The following is a 22,728-nucleotide window of genomic DNA, read 5'->3' as shown; positions in this document are numbered from 1 at the left end:
ATAGGAGCGCAAACTTATGTTATTGTTTATATTTAATCTAAATAAATGAATTAGAAGATCATTAGAATTACATTAGAAATTCTAATGTTGGGGAAAAATGTTCCAGATTATAAGGATTATGAATAGGTTCCTGCTTCAGCTGGAGTTTTACAAACAATGTCATGGCACACGGATGACACGGATTTGCTTCGCAAAAACGCGGATTTACACAGATTTTTTTTCTGTCATCGTGAAGAATGAAGGATCACACAAGTAGCTCGACAAAGAATATCGACAAAGATTGCGGCATCACTTTACGGAGTTAGTAGTGTGATCCTTCGTTCCTCAGGAAGACAAGCTTGCGGTTACTTTGCGTTAAGCAAATGATAAAAGAATAAAAATCCGTTTTTAATCCGCGTTTTTGCGAAGCAAATCCGTGTCATCCGTGTGCCATGACAAAGAAACTCGACAAAGAATATCGACAAAGATTGCAGCATCACTTTACGGAATTACTAGTGTGATCCTTCGTACAGGAAGACAAGATTGCGGTTACTTTGCGTTAAGCAAATAAAAAGAATAAAAATCCGTTTTAATCCGCGCTTTTGCGAAGCAAATCCGTTTTATCCGCGTCTCATTCGTCGAGATTATAAACTTTCTGGTTCGCTTAATAATCGATTTATAATGTGGTCAGGCTTTCATATATTCTTCTTTATCTTTGTTTCCATTAAACCTTAATTATGCTTAATTTCAAATTGCACCATCTTGAATTCGAACCTCCTGAAATATTGCAGGATAGCATCAAATGTTTTTGGTACGACAGAAGAGATTCCGGTGAAGAATTCTCCAATTTTGAAGTTATGCCGGATGGTTATGCTGAAATTATTTTTTATTTTGGAAGTACCTGCAGTGTTTCTTATAATGGAGTTTTACAGCCCTTGCCATCACCGTTTATAATGGGATTACTCAATGAGCCTGTTATTTTAAATTCGAATAATCGTTTAGAAATTATTGCCATACGATGTTTTCCCTGGACTGTTTTTGATTTACTCGGATTGCCGTCAGGAAAGGGCAAAGGCGGAGTGCATATTTTCGAACACCCTATTGCTCAGCTTCAATCACGTTTGAATGAATTAATTCAAACCAATAAAATAGAAGAAGCGATTGCACATGTACAAGAGTTTTTTGTGAATGCACACTCACAAATTCCTGCTGATAGTTTATTGTTTAAAGCCGGACTGGCAATGCGAAATGCGAAAGGAATTATTCCGGTAAGTGAAGTAGCGTCCGCGGCTCATGCAACAGTTCGTACATTAGAAAGAAACTTCAAGCAATCCTCCGGTCATAGTGTAAAAGATGTATCCGGTTTGATGCGTTTTGAACAGGTACGCAATCATTTATGGCATTTTCCCGATGCTAATATTGCAGGTTTGGCTCAGGAATTAGGGTATACAGATCAATCTCATCTTAGCAGGGAATTTAAGCGCTACAGCGGCACCACGCCCGGTGCATTTGCAAGAAAGGCAAAACAAACTATTAGCAACGATTTTGTCGCGTTTGTACAATCCTAAGGAATGCCCTTTTTAGAATTTTGTCTTTCAATTATTACATATGAAAACAAAATCAAAAAAACACATATTTTGGATTATCATCGGGATTGTACTCCTTAATTCTGTTGGCATGTCGGTTGTATTGCCGTTGTTACCCTTTATTGTTGGAAAATATCTTCCATCAGCACAAATTGTTGTAGGCATGAGCGCGCTTATGTCGGTCTTTGCAGCCTGTACGTTTTTTGCAGCACCTATTTTTGGATCGTTAAGCGATCGATACGGACGAAAATATATTCTTATTTTTAGTTTATTAGGTTCTGTAATAGGCTATGTTTTATTCGGAATTGGTGGCGCTCTCTGGGTTCTTTTTCTGGGACGTATTATCGACGGTCTTACAGCTGGAAACATTAGCATTTTATTTGCTTACATATCTGATTCCACTGAACCAAAAGAAAGGGCCAAGTGGTTTGGTTATATAGGTTCTGCGATGGGAATAGGCAAATTGGGAGGTCCCGCATTAGGCGGATTGTTAGGCGGAATTTCTCTTTCGTTACCCTTTTTTGTTACTGCGGGATTAATTTTTATTTCGGGTTTGGCGACTTATTTTTTACTGCCGGAATCTTTGGTTCCCGAAAAAAGAACGAAACATTTAACGTTGAATAGTTTTAATGTGTTTTCGCATTTTAAAGATATTTTTAAGTTAAAAAACGTTAAGATGTTACTCGTTTTAGGCATATTCTTTTATATAAGCCTTGGGATTTTTCAGTTTAACTTTACCATTTTTCTAAAAGATATTTACAAATGGGGACCGGTATTTATTGGCACAATGCTAACATTGGTTGGTATTTGCGAGATTATTTCGCGAGCCGTTTTATTGCCCTGGTTGTTGAAACGTTTTAACGAAAAGAGTATCGGAATTGCGGGCTTAATTGTTTTTGGAATTGGTCTGGCATTAATTATGATCAGCGTATTTAGACCCTCCATAATAATTATTTCGCTTGCTGTCATCTTTATAATTACCGGCGAAGGCTTATTCGACCCCACTTATAATGCAAGATTATCACAGTCAGTAGACGAAAGTAATCAGGGAAAATTACAGGGTGTAAACCAAAGTTTGCAGTCGGCAAATAATATGATTACGCCATTGGCAGCAGCTGCTATTTATTTTTATAGTCCTTGTATATTGTATGCAACCGCTACATTTATTGTACTGGTGGCCATTGTTATATACGCGAAATACATTCCTAAAGTAACAAAAAGCTGAAACTCTAAAGCATCACTTTAAGATAATGAATCTTTAGAGAAAGCTAAAGTTTAGGCTTGAATTTCTTGATTTTAAAGTTTTTCGATTTTATTAATTTCCCATTATCGGTAATCATAACACAACTATAATCTGGATATTTTTTGAGTAAAAGCAAACCTTCTTTTTGTCCTAAAACCATTAAGGAAGTACTTAATCCGTTTGCTGTTTCTGCATTTGGACCAAAAACCGATACGCTGCACAATCCGGTTGCGGGATAACCTGTTGCCGGATTTATAATATGTGAGTAACGTTTTCCGTTAAAAACAACAAACTTTTCATAGCTTCCTGAGGTGGTTACAGCGCCATTGTTTAAAGGAACAACGGCAAATAACGCATCAGGATGAAAAGGGTTCGTCATACCAATATTCCAGTCTTTGCCATTGGGTTGTTTTCCCCAGGCAGTCATGTCGCCGGATCCGTTTACGATTCCGGCTTTAATGCCTTTTGCGAGCATCATATTTCGGCATTTATCTGTTGCATATCCTTCGCCTAAAGCTCCGAAACCAATTTTCATTCCCTTCAATTTTAGAAAAATAGTCGATTGCACCGAATCCAGAATAATGTTTTTATAGCCTACTTTTTCCACCGATTTTTTTATGGCTTCCGCCGAAGGCATTTCGGTCATCGATCCGTCAAATTTCCAGATTCTGTCCATAGCGGCAAAACTCACATCAAAACCGCCTTTTGTAGCTTCAGAAAATTCAATAGCTCTTTGTGTCAGTTCAAAAACTTCACGATCGACTTTTATGGGTTTAATTCCCGCATTCTGATTGACTTGTGATACTTGTGAATCCGGTTTCCAATCTGAGATTAAATTTTCTATTCGGGTGATTTCTGCAATAACCTCGTCGATATTTTGTTCTGCCGAAAGAGAATCTTTTGCCACGATCGTAATATCAAAACGTCCTCCCATTAATAGAGTCGTTCTTTTTCGTAATACTTGCGCGTTGACTGATAAACCGCAGATTATTACAGAGAAAAACAGGAATTTGTATAGAATTGATTTGCGCATGATGACTTTTTAAGAAGAGTTTTGGACACGAATTTCACGAATTTACACGAATATAAATGTTTAATTTTAGTGCGCTTAATTATTTCGCTAATGAAAATCTAAATTTAAAATGTACCGCCAGGTACAAAATATTGGTAGAAAATTATGTTCGAAAAATGCGTTAGCGTGCCGTAGGTACGTAATAGCAATGCATTTGTTGCGTACCTGCGGCACGCCGGCTGTTTTTAATTTATGTTTTCTACCAATATTTAGTCCCACTGGGACTTACCAAAATTAATTAGTGAAAATTAATGCAATTAGTGTTTAATAGCAATCCGTTAATAACTGACCATTCTCTCTATAATCTGATATACTTTTTGCATTTCTTTCAAGACATAATTTATCCAGAATAGCTTCAACATCTTTTTGCATGGCAAGTGATCCGCAAATCATGATGACACCATTTTCTTTTAATAAATTAATAAAAAAGTCAGCATCGCGTTTGATGAGATCCATTACATAAAAATGTTCTGCTTCGCGGGATAAAGCCAAATGAAAACTGTGCAGTTTTTGTTTCTCCATCATTTCTGATGTAAACTTTTTATATCCTGAAACAGTTTCGGTTTCCATACGGAATCCGGCATACAAATGCATTTCTGTTTTGGTTTTATTTTGTTCTATCATTCCAAGGAAAGGCGCAATACCGGTTCCGTTTGAAATTAAAGCTACTTTCGAAACCTTCTTAGGAAAATGAAAAGCTTTATTATTGATGATTCTTGCTTTGATCGTATTTCCGAGAATAAGGTTGTTTAGAAACTCAGAACCCAATCCGTTTGGATGTAGTTTTATAACCAATTGTATGTTACCGGAATGATTCCCAATAGAGTAGAGGCGTTCTCTCGTATCGTTTGCCGGATAAATAGCCAGTAGATCTCCTGAACTAAATTTGGCTCTCATATTCGCTCTTAAAGTCAGTATAAAAGTCTGTTCGTGCTCAGAAACCAGTGTTTTATCTAAGACCATTAGTTTTTGCAAACCTTTCGGGACATGATTGTATAAAGATGGCGTTGTCGATAACGGAATTCCGGTTTTGGCGCTCCATAATTTTATCCATTCGACAAATTCTGTTGCCGATTTATCGTTTACGGTTTGTACATCGATGAAACGCTCCGCCCAATCTTGATTTTCTAATTGTTTGTCAATTTCAAAAGCAAATTCACAAAAATCCGGATAAGCTTTCGAACCAAAACCAACTACTGAATAATTGATTTTTTGTTGTTGCGGATATTTCTTTAAAAGCGATAAAAATTTGCTTCCGTTAGAAGGCGCATCTCCTAATCCGTGTGTAGACGAAAAGACAATAATATGTTCTGCTTTCGGGAAAGTGGTGTAACTGTTCAATTCGGTAATAAAAGCCTTTTCTCCGTGACCAATCAATTGTTTCAGAATGGCATTGGCAAATCGAAGGGAACTTCCGTTTTCAGAACCAGCTAAAAGAATGTACTTACTTTCATTGGCTTTGAATTTATTTTTAATACGGCTTGATCTTCTTTTTAAGGTAATAACAAAACCCGAATAAATGAAAAACAGAATATTAATACTCGCAATGGCCAATATAAATGCCCAGATTCCGTTGGTTTTTCCGGTATGAAGATTCAGGCTTAAGTCAGCTAACTGAACGGTCATTGCAGAACGTTTTTCGGTTACAATTGCGCCTGTAACCTGATTGACTTCGATTTCACGATCTTTTAACTGAATGATGTAATATTCTTCGGGATCATCTGTAAAAGGAAACTCGATTTTGTTGACATCAGTCAGAAGTGTAGTCGAAAATACAGAAACAATTTTTCCTTTTGGAGCTTGTACAATCTCTGATTTTTCTGTTTTCTGTTTTTCTTTCCCTATAAAAAAGTTGAATCTCTCCAACGATAAATAGGTTCCGGTAAGTGCAATAATCAAAATTGGAATCAATGCCAATCGTCCTAAAACAACATGATAATATTGGGCAAAATAATCTTTTACCACTTTCGAAAAGAAATTACGGATGCCTCTTTGTCTGTTTAAAACAAGAGCAAAACCGGAAATTGCGATTAAGAATAATAAAAATGAAATTACACCAACAAAAAATCGTCCCGTTTCATGAAGAAACAAAGAACGATGAAAACCGGTAACCCATTGAATAAATTCGCTCTTTTTTATTGGTTTACCTAAAGCTTTACCCGTTTTAGGATCAATATAAGAGTTGATGTCATTGCCATCCTGATCAATTGCCTGAAGGGTTACAAACTGATTGTGATCTACGCTTAACTCTGTAATTTCAGCATACTGTTTTTTTAGCAGGGGTAAAGTTTGCGCCAGCGTTATCTGGTCGAAATTTTCTACTTTATACGGAAGTGTTTTTTCCTGCATTGCATCAACTGCCAGAATAATTCCTGTAGTCGAAGCTAAAATTAAAAACAAAGAAGAAAACAAAGCCAAGGCTAAGTGTGCGTAACGCCAAAAAGAAAGAGTCATTGAGTGGTATTCGAATGTATATTAATTCTCATTTTTGTCATTTCGACGAAGGAGAAATCCTCGCAAGTAGCTCGACAATTTAGGAAAAAACTCTGCCTTAGTTTTTTACGTAGATTTCTCCTTGGCCGAAATGACAATTATTGTGGTTATTGCAACTTTGTCAAAGTTCAAAACTTTGACAAAGTTTACTCAGAGCGAAAATATTAAATCTTATTTAATCGTACGTATCTGATATAGCCTTTACCTTCAGTTTTATCAGCCAAACCTTCAGTCGTAAGCGGGATTTCAACATCATTTACATGATACTTCTGATCCTCAACAGCCGATTCGAAACGTAGTTTATATCCTTTATTAATTTTCGAATCATCGATTTCTATGGTGGTAATGCTGCGATCTCCACCAGTAACAGATGCTCCGGTTTTGGCACTAATATCAGCAGGTTTTGCTGTCTGGAATTTGTTCCATTCTTTTAGTGATTTGTACCATTTTTTATCATCACCCATTATATAAAGTGTTTTCTCATATTCTCCCTTAGAATTAATAAGGGAAACTACGATATAAGCACCTTCTCCCATATAATTAGACATTTGAAGCATGCATTTGTACTTACTTGCCTGAGCATTTGCCTGAAAAGAGATTAAAAAAAGTAAAGTACTTGTAAGAGCTATTTTAAATATTGATTTCATATTTGAGTTATGAGTTGTGAGTTGTGGGTTATGGGTTATGAGTTATAAGTTATAAGTTTGATTTAACTAAAAACTCATAACTCCTAATTCATAACTTTTTTAACTATTTTAAAAATTCAACCGAAACATTGTTTTTCGTTAGTGATTCATTTTCTTTGGCCAGTGCATAAGCGCTTTCGTCAAATTCGGTATTGATGTCTTTTTTGGCACCAAGAGATACAAGGTATTTTAGGATTGAATCGTCTTTGGCTACCATTGCAGCTTTGTGTAAAGCCGTAAGACCGTCTTTGTTTTTAGCATTAACATCAATATTCAAAGAAGCTAATTTTTTCAGCAAAGCCAAATCATTTTTAGCAATAGCGAAGTGATATAAAGTACTTCCGTCTTTTTGAGCAGCAGCAAGATTTAAACCTTTATCCTGAAGTAATTTTATTTTGGCCTCAAATGGATCTTTTGCAGCATTAGCCTCGCGTCCTGCCGGTCTGTACGATTGTACTAAATAAACGCCAAGATTATTTCCGTCTTTATCTTTTACATTCACATCTGCGCCTTTGTTTAAAAGTAGCGCAACCGCTTCAGGCGTTCCTGATCTTACCGCCATTGTCAAAGCCGATTCGCCTTTCAGGTTCTGTAAATTGATGTTTTTTACTTTTGGTAATAATAGTTCTAAAACAGCAGTTTCTCTTGCTCCGGCAGCAATCATAACAGGAGTGTTTCCGTCTTTGTTTACTTGGTTGGCATCGACACCTTTGCTTAAAAAGTAATTGATAATTTCAGTCTGATTTTGTTTGCCTGCCAAAAAGTGCAGTACATTTTCTCCTGATTTAGTGGTAAAAGTTGGTTTTAGTTTTATTTCTTCTACTAAATATTTGTAAGCTTCAAGAGGCGTTGTTTCTCTGCGTGTTCCCTGAGTAGCAACCAGAAGGGCATTATCTGTAGGTTTAACTCCTTTTGCTACAAGTTTTTTCAGAAGAACTACATTTCCAGTTCTTGCAGCATAATCAAAAGCAGTTTTTCCGTTATTATCAACATCTTTAAATGATAATCCTTTAGTTGTAAGATAGTCACTAAGCATAAGTTCTTTGTCAAACGGAATTGCCATAAGTAACAAATTGGCACCGTCATTATATTTTTGCTTTGGATTTATTCCGGCTTTAAAAAAAGCATCACAAACTCCTGAGTTTAAAAGACCATTTCCTGCTGCAAAAACAAGTGGGGTAGTACCATGACTGTCTTCAAAATTAATATCGGATCCTTTTGAGATTAAGTATTCTACCAATTCTGTATTTCCTCTGTAAGCCGCCCAGTGCAAATAAATACGATTGTCATGGGTAGGTTTGTTTACAGGATTTCCTGGTTGGTCTAATAAGTATTTTATACTTGCCAGAGGTGCATCATTATTAATAGCCATAACGACCACATCAAAAGCATTTGCATTGGATTCAGAAGGGTTGTTTCCTTTTGCTATTTCGGCTTTTACGGTTGTAACATCTGGTGTGGCTTTCCAAAAAGAAGCCTCTAACATTGTGTTTTTTTGTTGGGCACTAACAAATAAAGTTGCAGCTAATGCGAAAGAGATAAAAATATTCTTTTTCATATTGGGTATTTATTGTTTTGAAATTTGTTTGAGGTTGTTTTTTGTTTACCTAATATCTTCTTTATATAAAAACTATTTAGAATAATTAAAAATAACGCAAATGTAAAAAATAATATTAGTAAATCAATTTTATTTAGGAATGAAATGCCCAATTCTAATGCAATTTTAATGTTGCAATCTCTTTAGACTTGATTTGTTTTTTAAAACAGTTTTTGTTTTCTTAATAAATTGCTTTTTTTAGAAATAGATAAAGAAAATTGTTCCATTTTATAAAATGAAACGCTTTTCCTTCTTTTTTTTCAAAATAAACGTCAATTCATAGTAAATTTACTTTTGATTAATGTGTTGATTATTAACTGTGTTTATAGAAGTAAATAAGTTTTATTTTACTTTTTTTAAGCCTTTTCAAATTATCTATCTGCCTCAGATTTTATTTTACCTCTCTTATCTTCCTTTGAAAAGAATCCAGAAATGCATTTTGTTAAATTTTAAAACTATGTCTTATCAATAGGGCATTTACATTTAGTCTTATAAGAGCTTTAGTTATTGATTGTAAAGAATACTTTGTTAGCTGGTTTATTACATAATTGTTTCCCTTTTCTTCAAAATTTAAAATTGAATAATATGAATAAAAATATACTTATTATACTGGTATCGCTTTTGTTTAATTTTGGATATGCACAAACTAATACGTGGACTGGTGCAATAAATACGGCATGGGAAAATGATTTAAACTGGAGTCTTGGAGTTGCTCCGGAAGCATTAGAAGATGTTGTTATACCTCCTGTAGTCAATCAGCCCGTAATTTCGACAGCTGGTGTAACTTGTGCTGCACTTACTTTAGGAGCTGGAAGTAGTTTAACAATTAGTGCTTCGGGAACTTTAGCAGTTATTGCTGAAATTACAATTACTGCTCCAACCTTTGATAACGGTAATACTACGCTTGCCGTAGGATCAGGAACATTGGCTGCAGGAGGAATTACTATGGAAGCCGGTGTAAATGATACCAGAAAATGTCATTTGACTATTGATACAGGAACTGCAAATGTTGTAGGGAATGTTATCATGACAGGATCAGCTCTCCAGAATAATATTGCTTTTACCAGCATAGGTTCGTTAAATATTGGAAGTACTATGACTGGTGGATCTTTAACTCCTGGTATTGGAGAGGTAAATTATAATGGTTCGGCAGCACAGATAGTAGGTAATTATGTTTATGATAATCTTACTTTGTCCGGTGCCGGAATTAAGACTTTTGATAGTGCCATCGCGGTAAATAATACTTTATCCATTGAAGCCGGAGTAATTGCAGACTTAGGAACATTTATTCACTCGACATTTTTGCTATCTCTTAATGGATCAAATTCTACAGGAACCTGGGGAGGTGTGGGGTCTGCGGCTATAAACATAAGCCCAACTTTTTTTGCTGCTAATAGCGGAATAGTAAATGTTGGACCGCCAACAGTTCAGGCAAGTAATTTAGTTTTTACAAATACTACCTCAACAAGTACTACTATTAACTGGACAAATGGTAATGGAGCGTCCAGAGTTGTATTTGTTTATGCGGGAGCAAGTGGCAGTGCTGCACCTCTTAATTATTTTCCTTATACACCTAATTCTGTGTTTGGTTTAGGAACTGAAATTGGATCAAGCGGTTGGTTTTGTGTTTACCAAGGCATTGGTACAACGGTAGATCTTACAGGTTTATCTCCTTCAACAACTTATCAGGTTATGACACTGGAATATAATGGTTCATTGGGGAATGAATTGCATCTTACAGCGACAAGCACAGGAAATCCTGCGGGATTTACAACTGCTGCTCTAAATAATAATATTGCAACATTGAGTAATTTGAGTTTAAGTGCAGGAAATTTAAGTCCCGCTTTTGCATCAGGAACTACAAATTATACTGCAACCGTAGATTTTTATACAACTGCTATAACAGTAACTCCCGTAGCTACAGATGGTAATGCAACCATAACTGTGAATGGTGTACCAGTAATAAGCGGAAATACATCAGGCACAATTGCATTGAATGTAGGATCGAATGTGATAACCAAAATTGTAACAGCGACAGATGGTATATCGACTGAAACTTATACATTAACTATAACCAGGCTTGCTGCTAGCGCGCCCCCGCCAATAATTACAAGTTTTAGTCCGGAGAATGGTCCTGTAGGTACTACGGTAATTATAAGCGGATCTAATTTTGGTGCAACTTTAGCAGAAAACACGGTGTTTTTTGGAGCAGTTCAGGCAGTTGTTATTGCTGCAACAACAACAAGTTTAACTGTAACAGTACCAATAGGAAGTACGTATCAACCAATTTCAGTTACGAATACAGCAACTGTTTTAATAGGATATTCGATGATACCATTTACTATGACCTTTACACCAAACAAAGGAGCTATAACCATAGATGATATATTGCCGAAAGTAAATTTTACTGCAGGTAGCGTAGTTTTAGGTGTAGCGAATGGGGATTTTGATGGAGATGGAAAGGATGATTTAGTATCTACAAATGCTGGTAATAATTCAATATCGGTTTTCCGCAACACGGCTGTGAGTGGTACTATTGATGCCGGTTCTTTTGGTTCTAAAATAGATTTTACAATTGGAACAGCTCCCAAAGGCGTACGTGCAGGAGATTTTGATGGTGACGGTAAATTAGATCTTGCTGTAGCAAATTTAACGGGAACTTTAGTTTCTATTTTTAGAAATATTTCAACAGGACCCGGTAATATTAATTTTGCAAATCAGGTGACTTATATAGTAGGTGCATCACCAAGTGACATTGCAATAGGTGATGTTGATGGAGACGGTAAAACAGACGTAGTTACTTCTAATTTGGATTCTAATAATATATCAGTTTTGCGAAATATTTCTTCTGGTATTGGGAATATTAATTTTGACTCCAAAGTAGATTTTGCAGCCAACGGAAGAGCTCAGGCAATTGGAAGTGGGGATTTGGATGGCGATGGTAAAATGGATATAATTACGGCTAATTTAAATAGTTCTATATCGGTTTTTCGTAATATTTCAACAGTTGGTACTGTGGGTTTTGCTGCTCAAGTTGCATATGGCACTGGAGCAAGCGGTTATAACATAGCAGTAGGAGATTTTAATAAAGATGGTAAACCAGATATTGCCGCTGCTAATGCAGGTAGTGCTTTTGTATCTGTATTTAAAAATACTTCTTCAGGGATTGGGAATATTAATTTTGATCCTAGAATAAATGTTGTAACAGCAAATAATACCAATGGTGTAGCAATTAGTGATATAGATGGTGACGGTAATCCTGATTTAGTTGCAGCCACATCAGGAGCAATCTTAGCTGTTTTTCGTAATACTTCACCAGTTGGTGGAGCTATTACTTTTGGTACCAGAGTAGATTTTGCTAATAATACTAATGCTAGAAACGTAATAATAGGAGATTTTGATGGAGATGGTAAAAACGATATAGCAACGGCAAATGGAGATGGTAATAATATATCCGTTTTTCGTAATGATCCTTTGTATCCACCAACAATTCAAGCGACGAACGTTACTTTTGTGAATACAACAGAAACAACAACAACTGCGAGCTGGACAGTTGGAAATGGATTATCGAGAGCAGTGTTTATGTATGCAGGATCCAGTGGCAGCCCTCTGCCAGTTGATCATATTACTTATACTGCTAATCCAGCTTTTGGAACTGGGACACAAATAGGAACTAGTGGCTGGTACTGTATTTATAATGGTACAGGGACATCAGTAGATATAACAGGTCTGCTTCCTGCGACAACTTATCAGGTAATGGCGGTTGAATATAATGGCTCTTTAGCGGGTAGAGAAACCTATCTTTCTACTGTAAGTACAGGAAATCCAGCCTCAGTAACAACAATAAGCAATATAGCAACTTTGAGTGATTTAAGTATTAGTTCAGGTACTTTAACTCCGGTTTTTGCAACAGCAACAACAGCTTATACAGCAACAGTATCTAATGCAGTCACAAGTTTAACATTAACACCTATAACTACAGATAATAATGCGACTGTAACCGTAAATGGTGTAACGGTGGTAAGCGGAAGTGCTTCTGGCGCGATTGCATTAGTGGTTGGACCAAATGTTATCACAACAATAGTTACTGCCCAAGATGGTACAACAATAGAAACTTATACCATAACAGTAACCAGAACCGAACCTACTATTGTAACTACAGGTACTTTATCAGCGTTAACAACAATTTACGGCACACCATCAGTATCAGGGACTTTTAATGTTTCAGGAACCGATATGGCCGAAGGAATTTTAGTCACAGCACCAACAGGGTTCGAAGTAAGTTCAGATGATCTTACATTCACAAATTCAGTTACCATTGGAGCAGCCGGTATAATTGCTTCTACACCAGTTTATATAAGACTAAAAGGAACAATTCCGGCCGGCACATATTCCGGAGATATCGTATTAACTAGTAATAACGCAACTACAGTAAATGTAGCAGCAGTTTCCAGCACAGTAACTCCAGCAGCATTAACAATAACTGCCGATGATAAAACAAAAATGTATGGAGATGATAATCCAACTCTAACGCTTAGCTATTCAGGTTTTGTAAACGGAGACACCGTAGGGAGTTTAACTTTAGCACCCATTACAAGTGCAGCCGCCGTAACCGGAAGTCCTGTTGGCGACTACACTATTAGCGTAAGCGGAGCCGCAAATCCTAATTACACAATAAGTTATGTTGATGGAACTTTGACAATCACCAAAGCACTTTTAACAATAACAGCCGATGATAAAACCAAAGTTTACGGCGAAGTAAATCCAACACTCACAGCCAGTTATTCAGGTTTTGTAAACGGAGATACAGCAACAAATTTAACCACAGCTCCAACAATTTCTACGACGGCATTAGACGCAAGCCCAGTTGGAACTTATACAATTACAGCCAGCGGCGCAGTCTCCGATAATTATGATTTCACTTACGTGAATGGAACTTTGACAATTACCAAAGCAACATTAACCATAACAGCCGATGATCAAACCAAAGTTTACGGAGCAGCAAATCCAACACTCACAGCCAGTTATTCCGGTTTTGCAAACGGAGAAACTTCAGCGAGTTTAACCACTTTGCCAACAATTTCCACAACGGCTTTAGATGCAAGCCCAGTTGGAGCCTATACAATAACAGCCAGCGGCGCAGTATCCGATAATTATGATTTCACTTACGTGAATGGAAACCTGACAATTACTAAAGCACTTTTAACCATCACAGCCGATGATAAAACCAAAGTTTACGGCGAAGCGAATCCAACACTCACAGCCAGTTATTCAGGATTTGTCAACGGAGATACAGCAACAAATTTAACCACAGCTCCAACAATTCCTACGACGGCATTAGATACAAGCCCGGTAGGAACTTACACTATTACAGCCAGCGGAGCAGTCTCTGATAATTATGATTTCACTTACGTGAATGGAACTTTGACAATTACCAAAGCACTTTTAACAATAACAGCCGATGATAAAACTAAAGTTTACGGAACAGCAAATCCAACACTCACAGCCAGTTATTCCGGTTTTGTCAACGGAGATACAGCAACAAATTTAACTACAGCTCCAACAATTTCCACAACAGCTTTAGATACAAGCCCGGTAGGAACTTACACTATTACAGCCAGCGGAGCAGTCTCTGATAATTATGATTTCACTTACGTGAATGGAACTTTGACAATTACCAAAGCAACATTAACCATAACAGCCGATGATCAAACCAAAGTTTACGGAGCAGCAAATCCAACACTCACAGCCAGTTATTCCGGTTTTGCAAACGGAGATACGTCAGCAAGTTTAACCACTTTACCAACAATCACCACAACAGCTTTAGATACAAGCCCGGTAGGAACTTACACTATTACAGCCAGCGGAGCAGTCTCTGATAATTATGATTTCACTTACGTGAATGGAAACCTGACAATCACCAAAGCACTTTTAACCATCACAGCTGATGATAAAATTAAAGTTTACGGAACAGCCAATCCAACACTCACAGCCAGTTATTCAGGTTTTGTAAACGGAGACACGGCAACAAATCTTACTACAGCTCCAACAATCACTACGATAGCAGATGATACAAGCCCGGTAGGAACTTACACCATTACAGCCAGCGGAGCAGTCTCTGATAATTATGATTTTACTTACGTGAATGGAAATCTGACAATCACTAAAGCACTTTTAACGATCACAGCCGATGATCAAACCAAAGTTTACGGCGAAGTAAATCCAACACTTACTGCAAGTTATTCAGGTTTTGTTAACGGAGACACGGCAACAAATCTTACTACAGCTCCAACAATTACCACGACGGCTTTAGATGCAAGCCCGGTAGGAACTTACACTATTACAGCCAGCGGAGCAGTCTCTGATAATTATGATTTCACTTACGTGAATGGAAATCTGACAATCACTAAAGCACTTTTAACAATAACAGCCGATGATCAAACCAAAGTCTACGGCGAAGTAAATCCAACACTTACAGTCAGTTATTCAGGATTTGTAAACGGAGATACAGCAACAAATCTTACTACAGCTCCAACAATCACTACGATAGCAGATGATACAAGCCCGGTAGGAATTTACACCATTACAGCCAGCGGAGCAGTATCTGATAATTATGATTTCACTTACGTGAATGGAAACCTGACAATCACTAAAGCACTTTTAACAATAACAGCCGATGATAAAACTAAAGTTTACGGAACAGCCAATCCAACATTAACAGCCAGTTATTTAGGTTTTGTAAATGGAGATACAGCAACAAATCTTACTACAGCTCCAACAATCACTACGATAGCAGATGATACAAGCCCGGTAGGAACTTACACCATTACAGCCAGCGGAGCAGTATCTGATAATTATGATTTCACTTACGTGAATGGAAACCTGACAATCACCAAAGCAACATTAACCATAACAGCCGATGATCAAACCAAAGTTTACGGAGCAGCAAATCCAACACTCACAGCCAGTTATTCCGGTTTTGCAAACGGAGAAACTTCAGCAAGTTTAACCACTTTGCCAACAATTTCCACAACGGCTTTAGATGCAAGCCCAGTTGGAACTTATACAATAACAGCCAGCGGCGCAGTCTCCGATAATTATGATATCACCTACGTGAATGGAAACCTGACAATTACCAAAGCAGCATTAACCATAACAGCCGATGATCAAACCAAAGTGTACGGAACAGCAAATCCAACACTCACAGCCAGTTATTCAGGTTTTGTAAACGGAGATACAGCAACAAATCTAATTACACCACCAACAATTTCCACAACAGCTTTAGATGCAAGCCCGGTTGGAACCTATACAATAACAGCCAGCGGAGCAGTCTCTGATAATTATGATTTCACCTACGTGAATGGAAATCTGACAATCACTAAAGCACTTTTAACAATAACAGCCGATGATCAAACCAAAGTTTACGGCGAAGCGAATCCAACACTCACAGCCAGTTATTCAGGATTTGTCAACGGAGACACAGCAACAAATCTAATTACACCACCAACAATTTCCACAACAGCTTTAGATGCAAGCCCGGTTGGAACCTATACAATAACAGCCAGCGGAGCAGTCTCTGATAATTATGATTTCACCTACGTGAATGGAAATCTGACAATCACTAAAGCACTTTTAACAATAACAGCCGATGATCAAACCAAAGTTTACGGCGAAGCGAATCCAACACTCACAGCCAGTTATTCAGGATTTGTCAACGGAGACACAGCAACAAATCTAACGACACCGCCAACAATAACTACGATCGCAGATGCAACAAGCCCAGTTGGAACTTATATAATAACACCGAGTGGCGCAGTCTCTGATAATTATGATTTCACTTACGTGAATGGAAACCTCACAATCACCAAAGCGACATTAACAATAACTGCTGATGACCAAACCAAAGTTTACGGAACAGCAAATCCAACACTCACAGCCGGTTATTTAGGATTTGTAAACGGAGACACAGCAACAAATCTTACTACAGCTCCAACAATCACCACAACAGCTTTAGACGCAAGCCCGGTTGGAACCTATACAATAACAGCCAGCGGCGCAGTCTCCGATAATTATGATTTCACTTACGTGAATGGAAATCTGACAATCACCAAAGCGACATTAACAATAACTGCGGATGATCAAACCAAAGTTTACGGAGCAGCAAATCCAACACTCACAGCCAGTTATTCCGGTTTTGCAAACGGAGAAACTTCAGCAAGTTTAACCACTTTGCCAACAATTTCCACAACGGCTTTAGACGCAAGCCCGGTTGGAACCTATACAATAACAGCCAGCGGAGCAGTCTCTGATAATTATGATTTTACTTACGTGAATGGAAATCTGACAATTACTAAAGCACTTTTAACAATAACAGCCGATGATAAAACCAAAGTTTACGGCGAAGTAAATCCAACACTCACAGCCAGTTATTCAGGTTTTGTAAACGGAGACACAGCAACAAATTTAACTACAGCTCCAACAATTTCCACAACAGCTTTAGATACAAGCCCGGTAGGAACTTACACTATTACAGCCAGCGGAGCAGTCTCTGATAATTATGATATCACCTACGTGAATGGAACTTTGACAATTACCAAAGCAGCATTAACCATAACAGCCGATGATCAAACCAAAGTTTACGGAACAGCAAATCCAACACTTACAGCCAGTTATTCCGGTTTTGTCAACGGAGATACAGCAACAAATCTAACTACACCTCCAACAATTTCCACAACGGCTTTAGATGCAAGTCCAGTTGGAATCTATACAATTACAGCCAACGGAGCAGTCTCCGATAATTATGATATCACCTACGTGAATGGAAATCTGACAATTACTAAAGCACTTTTAACAATAACAGCCGATGATAAAACCAAAGTTTACGGAACAGCCAATCCAACTCTAACGCTTAGCTATTCAGGTTTTGTAAACGGAGACACCGTAGGAAGTTTAACTTTAGCACCCATTACAAGTGCAGCCGCCGTAACCGGAAGTCCTGTTGGTGATTACACTATTAGCGTAAGCGGAGCCGCAAATCCTAATTACACAATAAGTTATGTTGATGGAACTTTGACAATCACCAAAGCACTTTTAACCATCACAGCTGATGATAAAATTAAAGTTTACGGAACAGCCAATCCAACACTCACAGCCAGTTATTCAGGTTTTGTAAACGGAGACACGGCAACAAATCTTACTACAGCTCCAACAATTTCTACGACGGCATTAGACGCAAGCCCGGTTGGAACCTATACAATAACAGCCAGCGGAGCAGTCTCTGATAATTATGATTTCACTTACGTGAATGGAAATCTGACAATCACCAAAGCGACATTAACCATAACAGCCGATGATAAAACCAAAGTGTACGGAACAGCAAATCCAACACTCACAGCCAGTTATTCAGGTTTTGTCAACGGAGACACATCAGTAAGTTTAATCACTTTGCCAACAATCACTACGATCGCAGATGCAACAAGCCCAGTTGGAACTTATACAATTACAGCCAGCGGAGCAGTCTCTGATAATTATGATTTTACTTACGTGAACGGAAATCTTACAATCACTAAAGCATTTTTAACAATAACAGCCGATGATAAAACCAAAGTTTACGGCGAAGCGAATCCAACATTAACGGCAAGTTATTCCGGTTTTGTCAACGGAGACACATCAGTAAGTTTAATCACTCTGCCAACAATCACTACGATCGCAGATGATACAAGCCCAGTTGGAACTTATACAATTACAGCCAGCGGCGCAGTATCCGATAATTATGATTTCACCTACGTGAATGGAACCCTGACAATTACAAAAGCACTTTTAACCATCACAGCCGATGATAAAACTAAAGTTTACGGCGAAGTAAATCCAACACTCACAGCCAGTTATTCAGGATTTGTCAACGGAGACACAGCAACAAATCTAACGACACCGCCAACAATCATTACAACAGCTTTAGATGCAAGTCCAGTCGGAACCTATGCAATTACAGCCAGCGGAGCAGTCTCTGATAATTATGATTTCACTTACGTGAATGGAACTTTGACAATTACCAAAGCAACATTAATTATCACAGCAGATAATCAAACCAAAGTTTACGGCGAAGTAAATCCAACACTTACAGCCAGTTATTTAGGATTTGTCAACGGAGATACATCTGCAAGTTTAACCACTCTGCCAACAATCAGCACAATCGCAGATGATACAAGTCCAGTTGGAACATATGCAATAACGGTAAGCGGGGCAGCATCTGATAATTACACTATTAATTATGTTGATGGAACGCTCACTATTACAGGAGCAACATTGTTGACTATTATTGCCAATGATCAGAGTAAAATTTACGGAGAAGCAAATCCAACCTTAACTGTTAGTTATGTTGGTTTTGTCAACGGCGATACAGAAGCAAGTTTAACTACTCTCCCTACAATCACAACTACAGCTGTTCAGAGTAGTCCAGTTGGAACTTATCCAATAACTGCAAGCGGAGCAATTAATTCAAACTATACTATTAGCTACGTGCCTGGTGTATTAACTGTAACTCCTGCAAATCTAGCTATTGCTGCCGATGATAAAACCAAAATTTATGGAGAAGCAAATCCACCATTAACCCTTAATTACACAGGTTTTGTCAATGGTGATACCGAAGCAAGTTTACTCACTCCGGCAATTGCTTCTACCACAGCCGATGCGACAAGTCCAGTAGGATCTTATCCAATAACAATAAGCGGTGCAACTTCACTGAATTATACAATTGGTTATACATCAGGAGCGACATTAACAGTTACTCCCGCAAATCTAGCCATTGCAGCCGACGATAAGTTTAAAATTTATGGAGAAGCAAATCCACCATTAACTCTTAATTACACAGGTTTTGTCAATGGTGATACCGAAGAAAGTTTACTCACTCCGGCAATTGCTTCTACCACAGCCAATGCGACAAGTCCAGTCGGATCTTATCCAATAACGATAAGCGGTGCAACTTCACTGAATTATACAATTGGTTATACATCAGGAGCGACATTAACAGTTACTCCTGCAAATTTAACCATCACGGCAAATAACCAAACCAAAACTTATGGATCAGTAAATCCAACATTAACGACAAGTTATTCCGGTTTTGTAAACGGAGATACAGCATCAAGTTTTATCACTTTACCAACAATTGCAACAACCTCATTTACAGGAAGTAGTGTCGGAACTTATCCAATTACGGCAAGTGGAGCAGTAAACCCAAATTATGCGATTAACTACGTTGATGGAACTTTAACCGTTACAACGGCGACATTAACCATTACTGCAGACAATCAAAGTAAAACTTACGGATCAGTAAATCCAACATTAACGACAAGTTATTCCGGTTTTGTAAACGGTGATACAGCATTAAGTTTCAGTACTTTGCCAACAATTTCAACAACTGCAGTTACAGGAAGTAGTGTCGGAACTTATCCAATTACGGCAAGTGGAGCAGTAAGCCCAAATTATGCGATTAACTACGTTGATGGAACTTTAACCGTTACAACGGCGACATTAACCATTACTGCAGACAATCAAAGTAAAACTTACGGATCAGTAAATCCAACATTAACGACAAGTTATTCCGGTTTTGTAAACGGTGATACAGCAGCAAGTTTCACTACTTTGCCAACAGTTTCTACAACGGCAGTTACAGGAAGTACTGTTGGAATTTATCCAATAACTGCAAGCGGAGCAGTAAACCCTAATTACACTATTAGTTATTTCAATGGAAATTTAACCGTTACAACTGCGAGTTTAACTATTACAGCCGATAATAAGACCAGAGATTACGGAGCACCAAATCCGGTACTAACGGCAAGTTATTCCGGTTTTGTCAATGGTGATACATCAGCGAGTTTGACCACTCAGCCAATTATTGCAACAATAGCAAATACTACGAGTCCGGTTGGAGTGTATGCGATTACGGTAAGTGGTGCAGTAGGCGCTAACTACAATATTACATATGTTACAGGCGTGTTGACTATAGTTTCACCAACCGATTTGAATTTAGCAAGTCTTACCGTTAACAATGGTACTCTAAATCCTGCCTTTTCACCAAATGTTCTTTCCTATACTGTCAATGTTGCCAGTACTATTAGCTCAGAAGCAATAACAGCAATTGCTGATGATCCTTTGGCAAAAATTACTATTAATGGAATTACAGTTCAAGGCGGATCTCCATACACAATAGCTTTAGTTCCAGGTCAAAATACTGTAATAATTAGAGTTGTAGGAGAAGATGGAATCACAACAAAAAGCTATACCCTGAATATTATCAGAGAAAAATCCAGTACTGCAACATTATCTAATTTAACGATAAGTGAAGGAACATTAAACCCTGTATTCGAATCTGATATAAACAATTATTCGGCTCTTGTTAAATACGATGTAGCTTCAATTAATGTACGTCCAACCACAACTGATTTGGGAGCAAAAATAACAGTAAATGGTTTACCTGTTTCAAGCGGTACATCTAGCGCTCCGGTAACTCTTATTGCCGGAGAAAATATCATAGAAACAATTGTTACTGCTCAGGATGGCATTACTAAAGAAACCTATACTATAATAGTGTATAAAGGAATTTCTCCGGATCAATTGGTTGTGAATAATATTCTATCTCCAAACGGAGACGGAAAAAATGATTTCTGGCAAATTAAGGATATTGAGCTTTTCCCTAATAATATGGTCACAGTTTATGACAGAGCAGGCCGAATCGTATATTCTAAAAAATCGTATAGTAACGAATGGGACGGATCATACAGCGGATCTCCGTTAAACAATGATACCTATTACTATTTGATTGATCTGGGAGATAATCTGCCAAAAATTAAAGGTTTCATCACCATGCTTAGGGATTAATGTCTCTTACTAAGAGTTTAAAAAAAGAAATAATTGTTATATCATAACCCTATCGATATGAATACAACTAAAAAAATATTTATGAGATTATTTGCCATTAAGCCCATCTTGTTTTTGAGCATAGTTTTATTAGTAAATAATACTGCAAATGCACAATTAAACAAATTCGAAGCCATGTATTATCAGAACCAGTATTTAGGCAATCCGGCTATGGCAGGACTCAACAAAGGCCTGAATGTAAATATTGGATATCAGCGGCAGTGGGATGATGTGCCCGGAAATCCGGTAATGATGTATGCAACAGTAGAATACAATCCGGAGAGTAGAGCGGCTTATGGTCTTAATTTTTATAGTGACAGAGCAGGTTTAATTACCAATACAAGAGTTTTGGGAACCTTTGCGTATCATTTGCCCCTTGATGGCGAGGATCGCAAAATAAATTTCGGACTTTCATTAGGAGGCAGATTTCTCTCGCTTGATAAAAGTAAAATTAGTGGCGATATAAATGATCCTTCGATTCAGAATTTTGATGAAGGGGGCGCTTTAGATGGTGATTTTGGTATCTCGTACACTACAAGATTATTAACTGTTCAGGCAGCTGTACCAAATTTAAATAATACCTTTTTCGAAAATGATAATGGAGAAAGACGTTATGTAGATAGCCAGATTTTCTATTCGGCGATAAGTTATAAAATATACGTATCAAGCCGAATAAATGATTTTAATATTGAGCCTCTTGTTGCTTATAGAGGCATTAGAGGTTATAAGGATATTGTTGATATTGGTGCAAATTTTAGTATGCCGGAATATAATATGAATATATCTGCTATGTATCATACCAATGAAGTCATTTCGGGCTCGTTTGGGATTACCTTAGATAAACTGGGTATCTTTTTATCCTATTCTAGTTTTATTGGTAATACAGGCGCTTATGCAAATGATGGTTTCGAATTGGGTTTACGCTATAAATTTTTAGATTAATGATTCGTTAGTTGTATTTATTTTAAAAAACAAGACCATATTGTTTAATCAAAAAAGTCCTTTTAATTATTTAAAATACAAATAACTATAATCTAAAAGAAATGTTTTGTTTCCTTCAGATGGCAAAAAATTTGCAAAATCTGAAAAATCTGCGAGAAAAAATATTTCACTCATAGATTTAAACAGAATTGTTCGTTTAAACACAATGTATTGTA

At 37.4% G+C, this 22,728-nt stretch carries 8 protein-coding genes; 4 read left to right on the top strand and 4 right to left on the bottom strand.

All coding sequences use genetic code 11. From position 1 onward, the window contains the following. Positions 1-716 precede the first annotated feature (716 nt). Both LNP81_RS20855 and LNP81_RS20850 read left to right on the top strand, forming a co-directional pair. Positions 717-1,547 carry a helix-turn-helix domain-containing protein gene (locus LNP81_RS20855; protein WP_230039178.1) on the top strand — a complete coding sequence of 277 codons (831 nt, stop codon included), beginning with the start codon at positions 717-719 and terminating at the stop codon, positions 1,545-1,547. 40 nt (positions 1,548-1,587) lie between these two features. Further along, positions 1,588-2,790 (top strand): MFS transporter, encoded by a 1,203-nt coding sequence (locus tag LNP81_RS20850; RefSeq protein WP_230039176.1) that lies wholly within the window; start codon positions 1,588-1,590, stop codon positions 2,788-2,790. A gap of 43 nt (positions 2,791-2,833) precedes the next feature. On the opposite strand, the gene LNP81_RS20845 is transcribed toward LNP81_RS20850, so the two are convergent. The 4 genes from LNP81_RS20845 to LNP81_RS20830 form a co-directional block, all read right to left on the bottom strand. After that, positions 2,834-3,841 (bottom strand): FAD:protein FMN transferase, encoded by a 1,008-nt coding sequence (locus LNP81_RS20845; protein ID WP_230039175.1) that lies wholly within the window; start codon positions 3,839-3,841, stop codon positions 2,834-2,836. 303 nt (positions 3,842-4,144) lie between these two features. After that, positions 4,145-6,334 (bottom strand): PepSY domain-containing protein, encoded by a 2,190-nt coding sequence (locus tag LNP81_RS20840; RefSeq protein ID WP_230039173.1) that lies wholly within the window; start codon positions 6,332-6,334, stop codon positions 4,145-4,147. A 203-nt stretch (positions 6,335-6,537) separates the two neighbouring features. Further along, positions 6,538-7,020 carry a DUF2271 domain-containing protein gene (locus LNP81_RS20835; RefSeq protein WP_230039172.1) on the bottom strand — a complete coding sequence of 161 codons (483 nt, stop codon included), beginning with the start codon at positions 7,018-7,020 and terminating at the stop codon, positions 6,538-6,540. Positions 7,021-7,123: 103 nt separating this feature from the next. Then, positions 7,124-8,617: an ankyrin repeat domain-containing protein gene (locus LNP81_RS20830; protein WP_230039171.1), complete on the bottom strand. Its 1,494-nt coding sequence runs from the start codon at positions 8,615-8,617 to the stop codon at positions 7,124-7,126. Positions 8,618-9,241: 624 nt separating this feature from the next. On the opposite strand from LNP81_RS20830, the gene LNP81_RS20825 reads away from it, so the two are divergent. Next, the gene (locus tag LNP81_RS20825) at positions 9,242-21,532 is read left to right on the top strand and encodes an MBG domain-containing protein (RefSeq protein ID WP_230039170.1); all 12,291 of its coding nucleotides are present in this window, start codon (positions 9,242-9,244) and stop codon (positions 21,530-21,532) included. Positions 21,533-21,589: 57 nt separating this feature from the next. Further along, a complete protein-coding gene (locus LNP81_RS20820) occupies positions 21,590-22,513 on the top strand; it encodes a PorP/SprF family type IX secretion system membrane protein (protein WP_230039169.1) in 924 nt (307 codons plus the stop codon). Positions 22,514-22,728 lie beyond the last annotated feature (215 nt).

Origin of the sequence: Flavobacterium piscisymbiosum, assembly GCF_020905295.1 — a bacterium.
Taxonomy (GTDB): domain Bacteria; phylum Bacteroidota; class Bacteroidia; order Flavobacteriales; family Flavobacteriaceae; genus Flavobacterium; species Flavobacterium piscisymbiosum.
The sequence above is the reverse complement of the archived record's forward strand: the minus strand, read 5'-3'. Positions and strand labels throughout refer to the sequence as shown.

What these genes read in the sequence shown, in the direction of transcription:
- LNP81_RS20855 (WP_230039178.1), top strand. Translation starts at nt 717, where the DNA reads ATGCTTAATTTCAAATTGCACCATCTTGAATTCGAACCTCCTGAAATA.
- LNP81_RS20850 (WP_230039176.1), top strand. Translation starts at nt 1,588, where the DNA reads ATGAAAACAAAATCAAAAAAACACATATTTTGGATTATCATCGGGATT.
- LNP81_RS20845 (WP_230039175.1), bottom strand. Translation starts at nt 3,841, where the DNA reads ATGCGCAAATCAATTCTATACAAATTCCTGTTTTTCTCTGTAATAATC.
- LNP81_RS20840 (WP_230039173.1), bottom strand. Translation starts at nt 6,334, where the DNA reads ATGACTCTTTCTTTTTGGCGTTACGCACACTTAGCCTTGGCTTTGTTT.
- LNP81_RS20835 (WP_230039172.1), bottom strand. Translation starts at nt 7,020, where the DNA reads ATGAAATCAATATTTAAAATAGCTCTTACAAGTACTTTACTTTTTTTA.
- LNP81_RS20830 (WP_230039171.1), bottom strand. Translation starts at nt 8,617, where the DNA reads ATGAAAAAGAATATTTTTATCTCTTTCGCATTAGCTGCAACTTTATTT.
- LNP81_RS20825 (WP_230039170.1), top strand. Translation starts at nt 9,242, where the DNA reads ATGAATAAAAATATACTTATTATACTGGTATCGCTTTTGTTTAATTTT.
- LNP81_RS20820 (WP_230039169.1), top strand. Translation starts at nt 21,590, where the DNA reads ATGAATACAACTAAAAAAATATTTATGAGATTATTTGCCATTAAGCCC.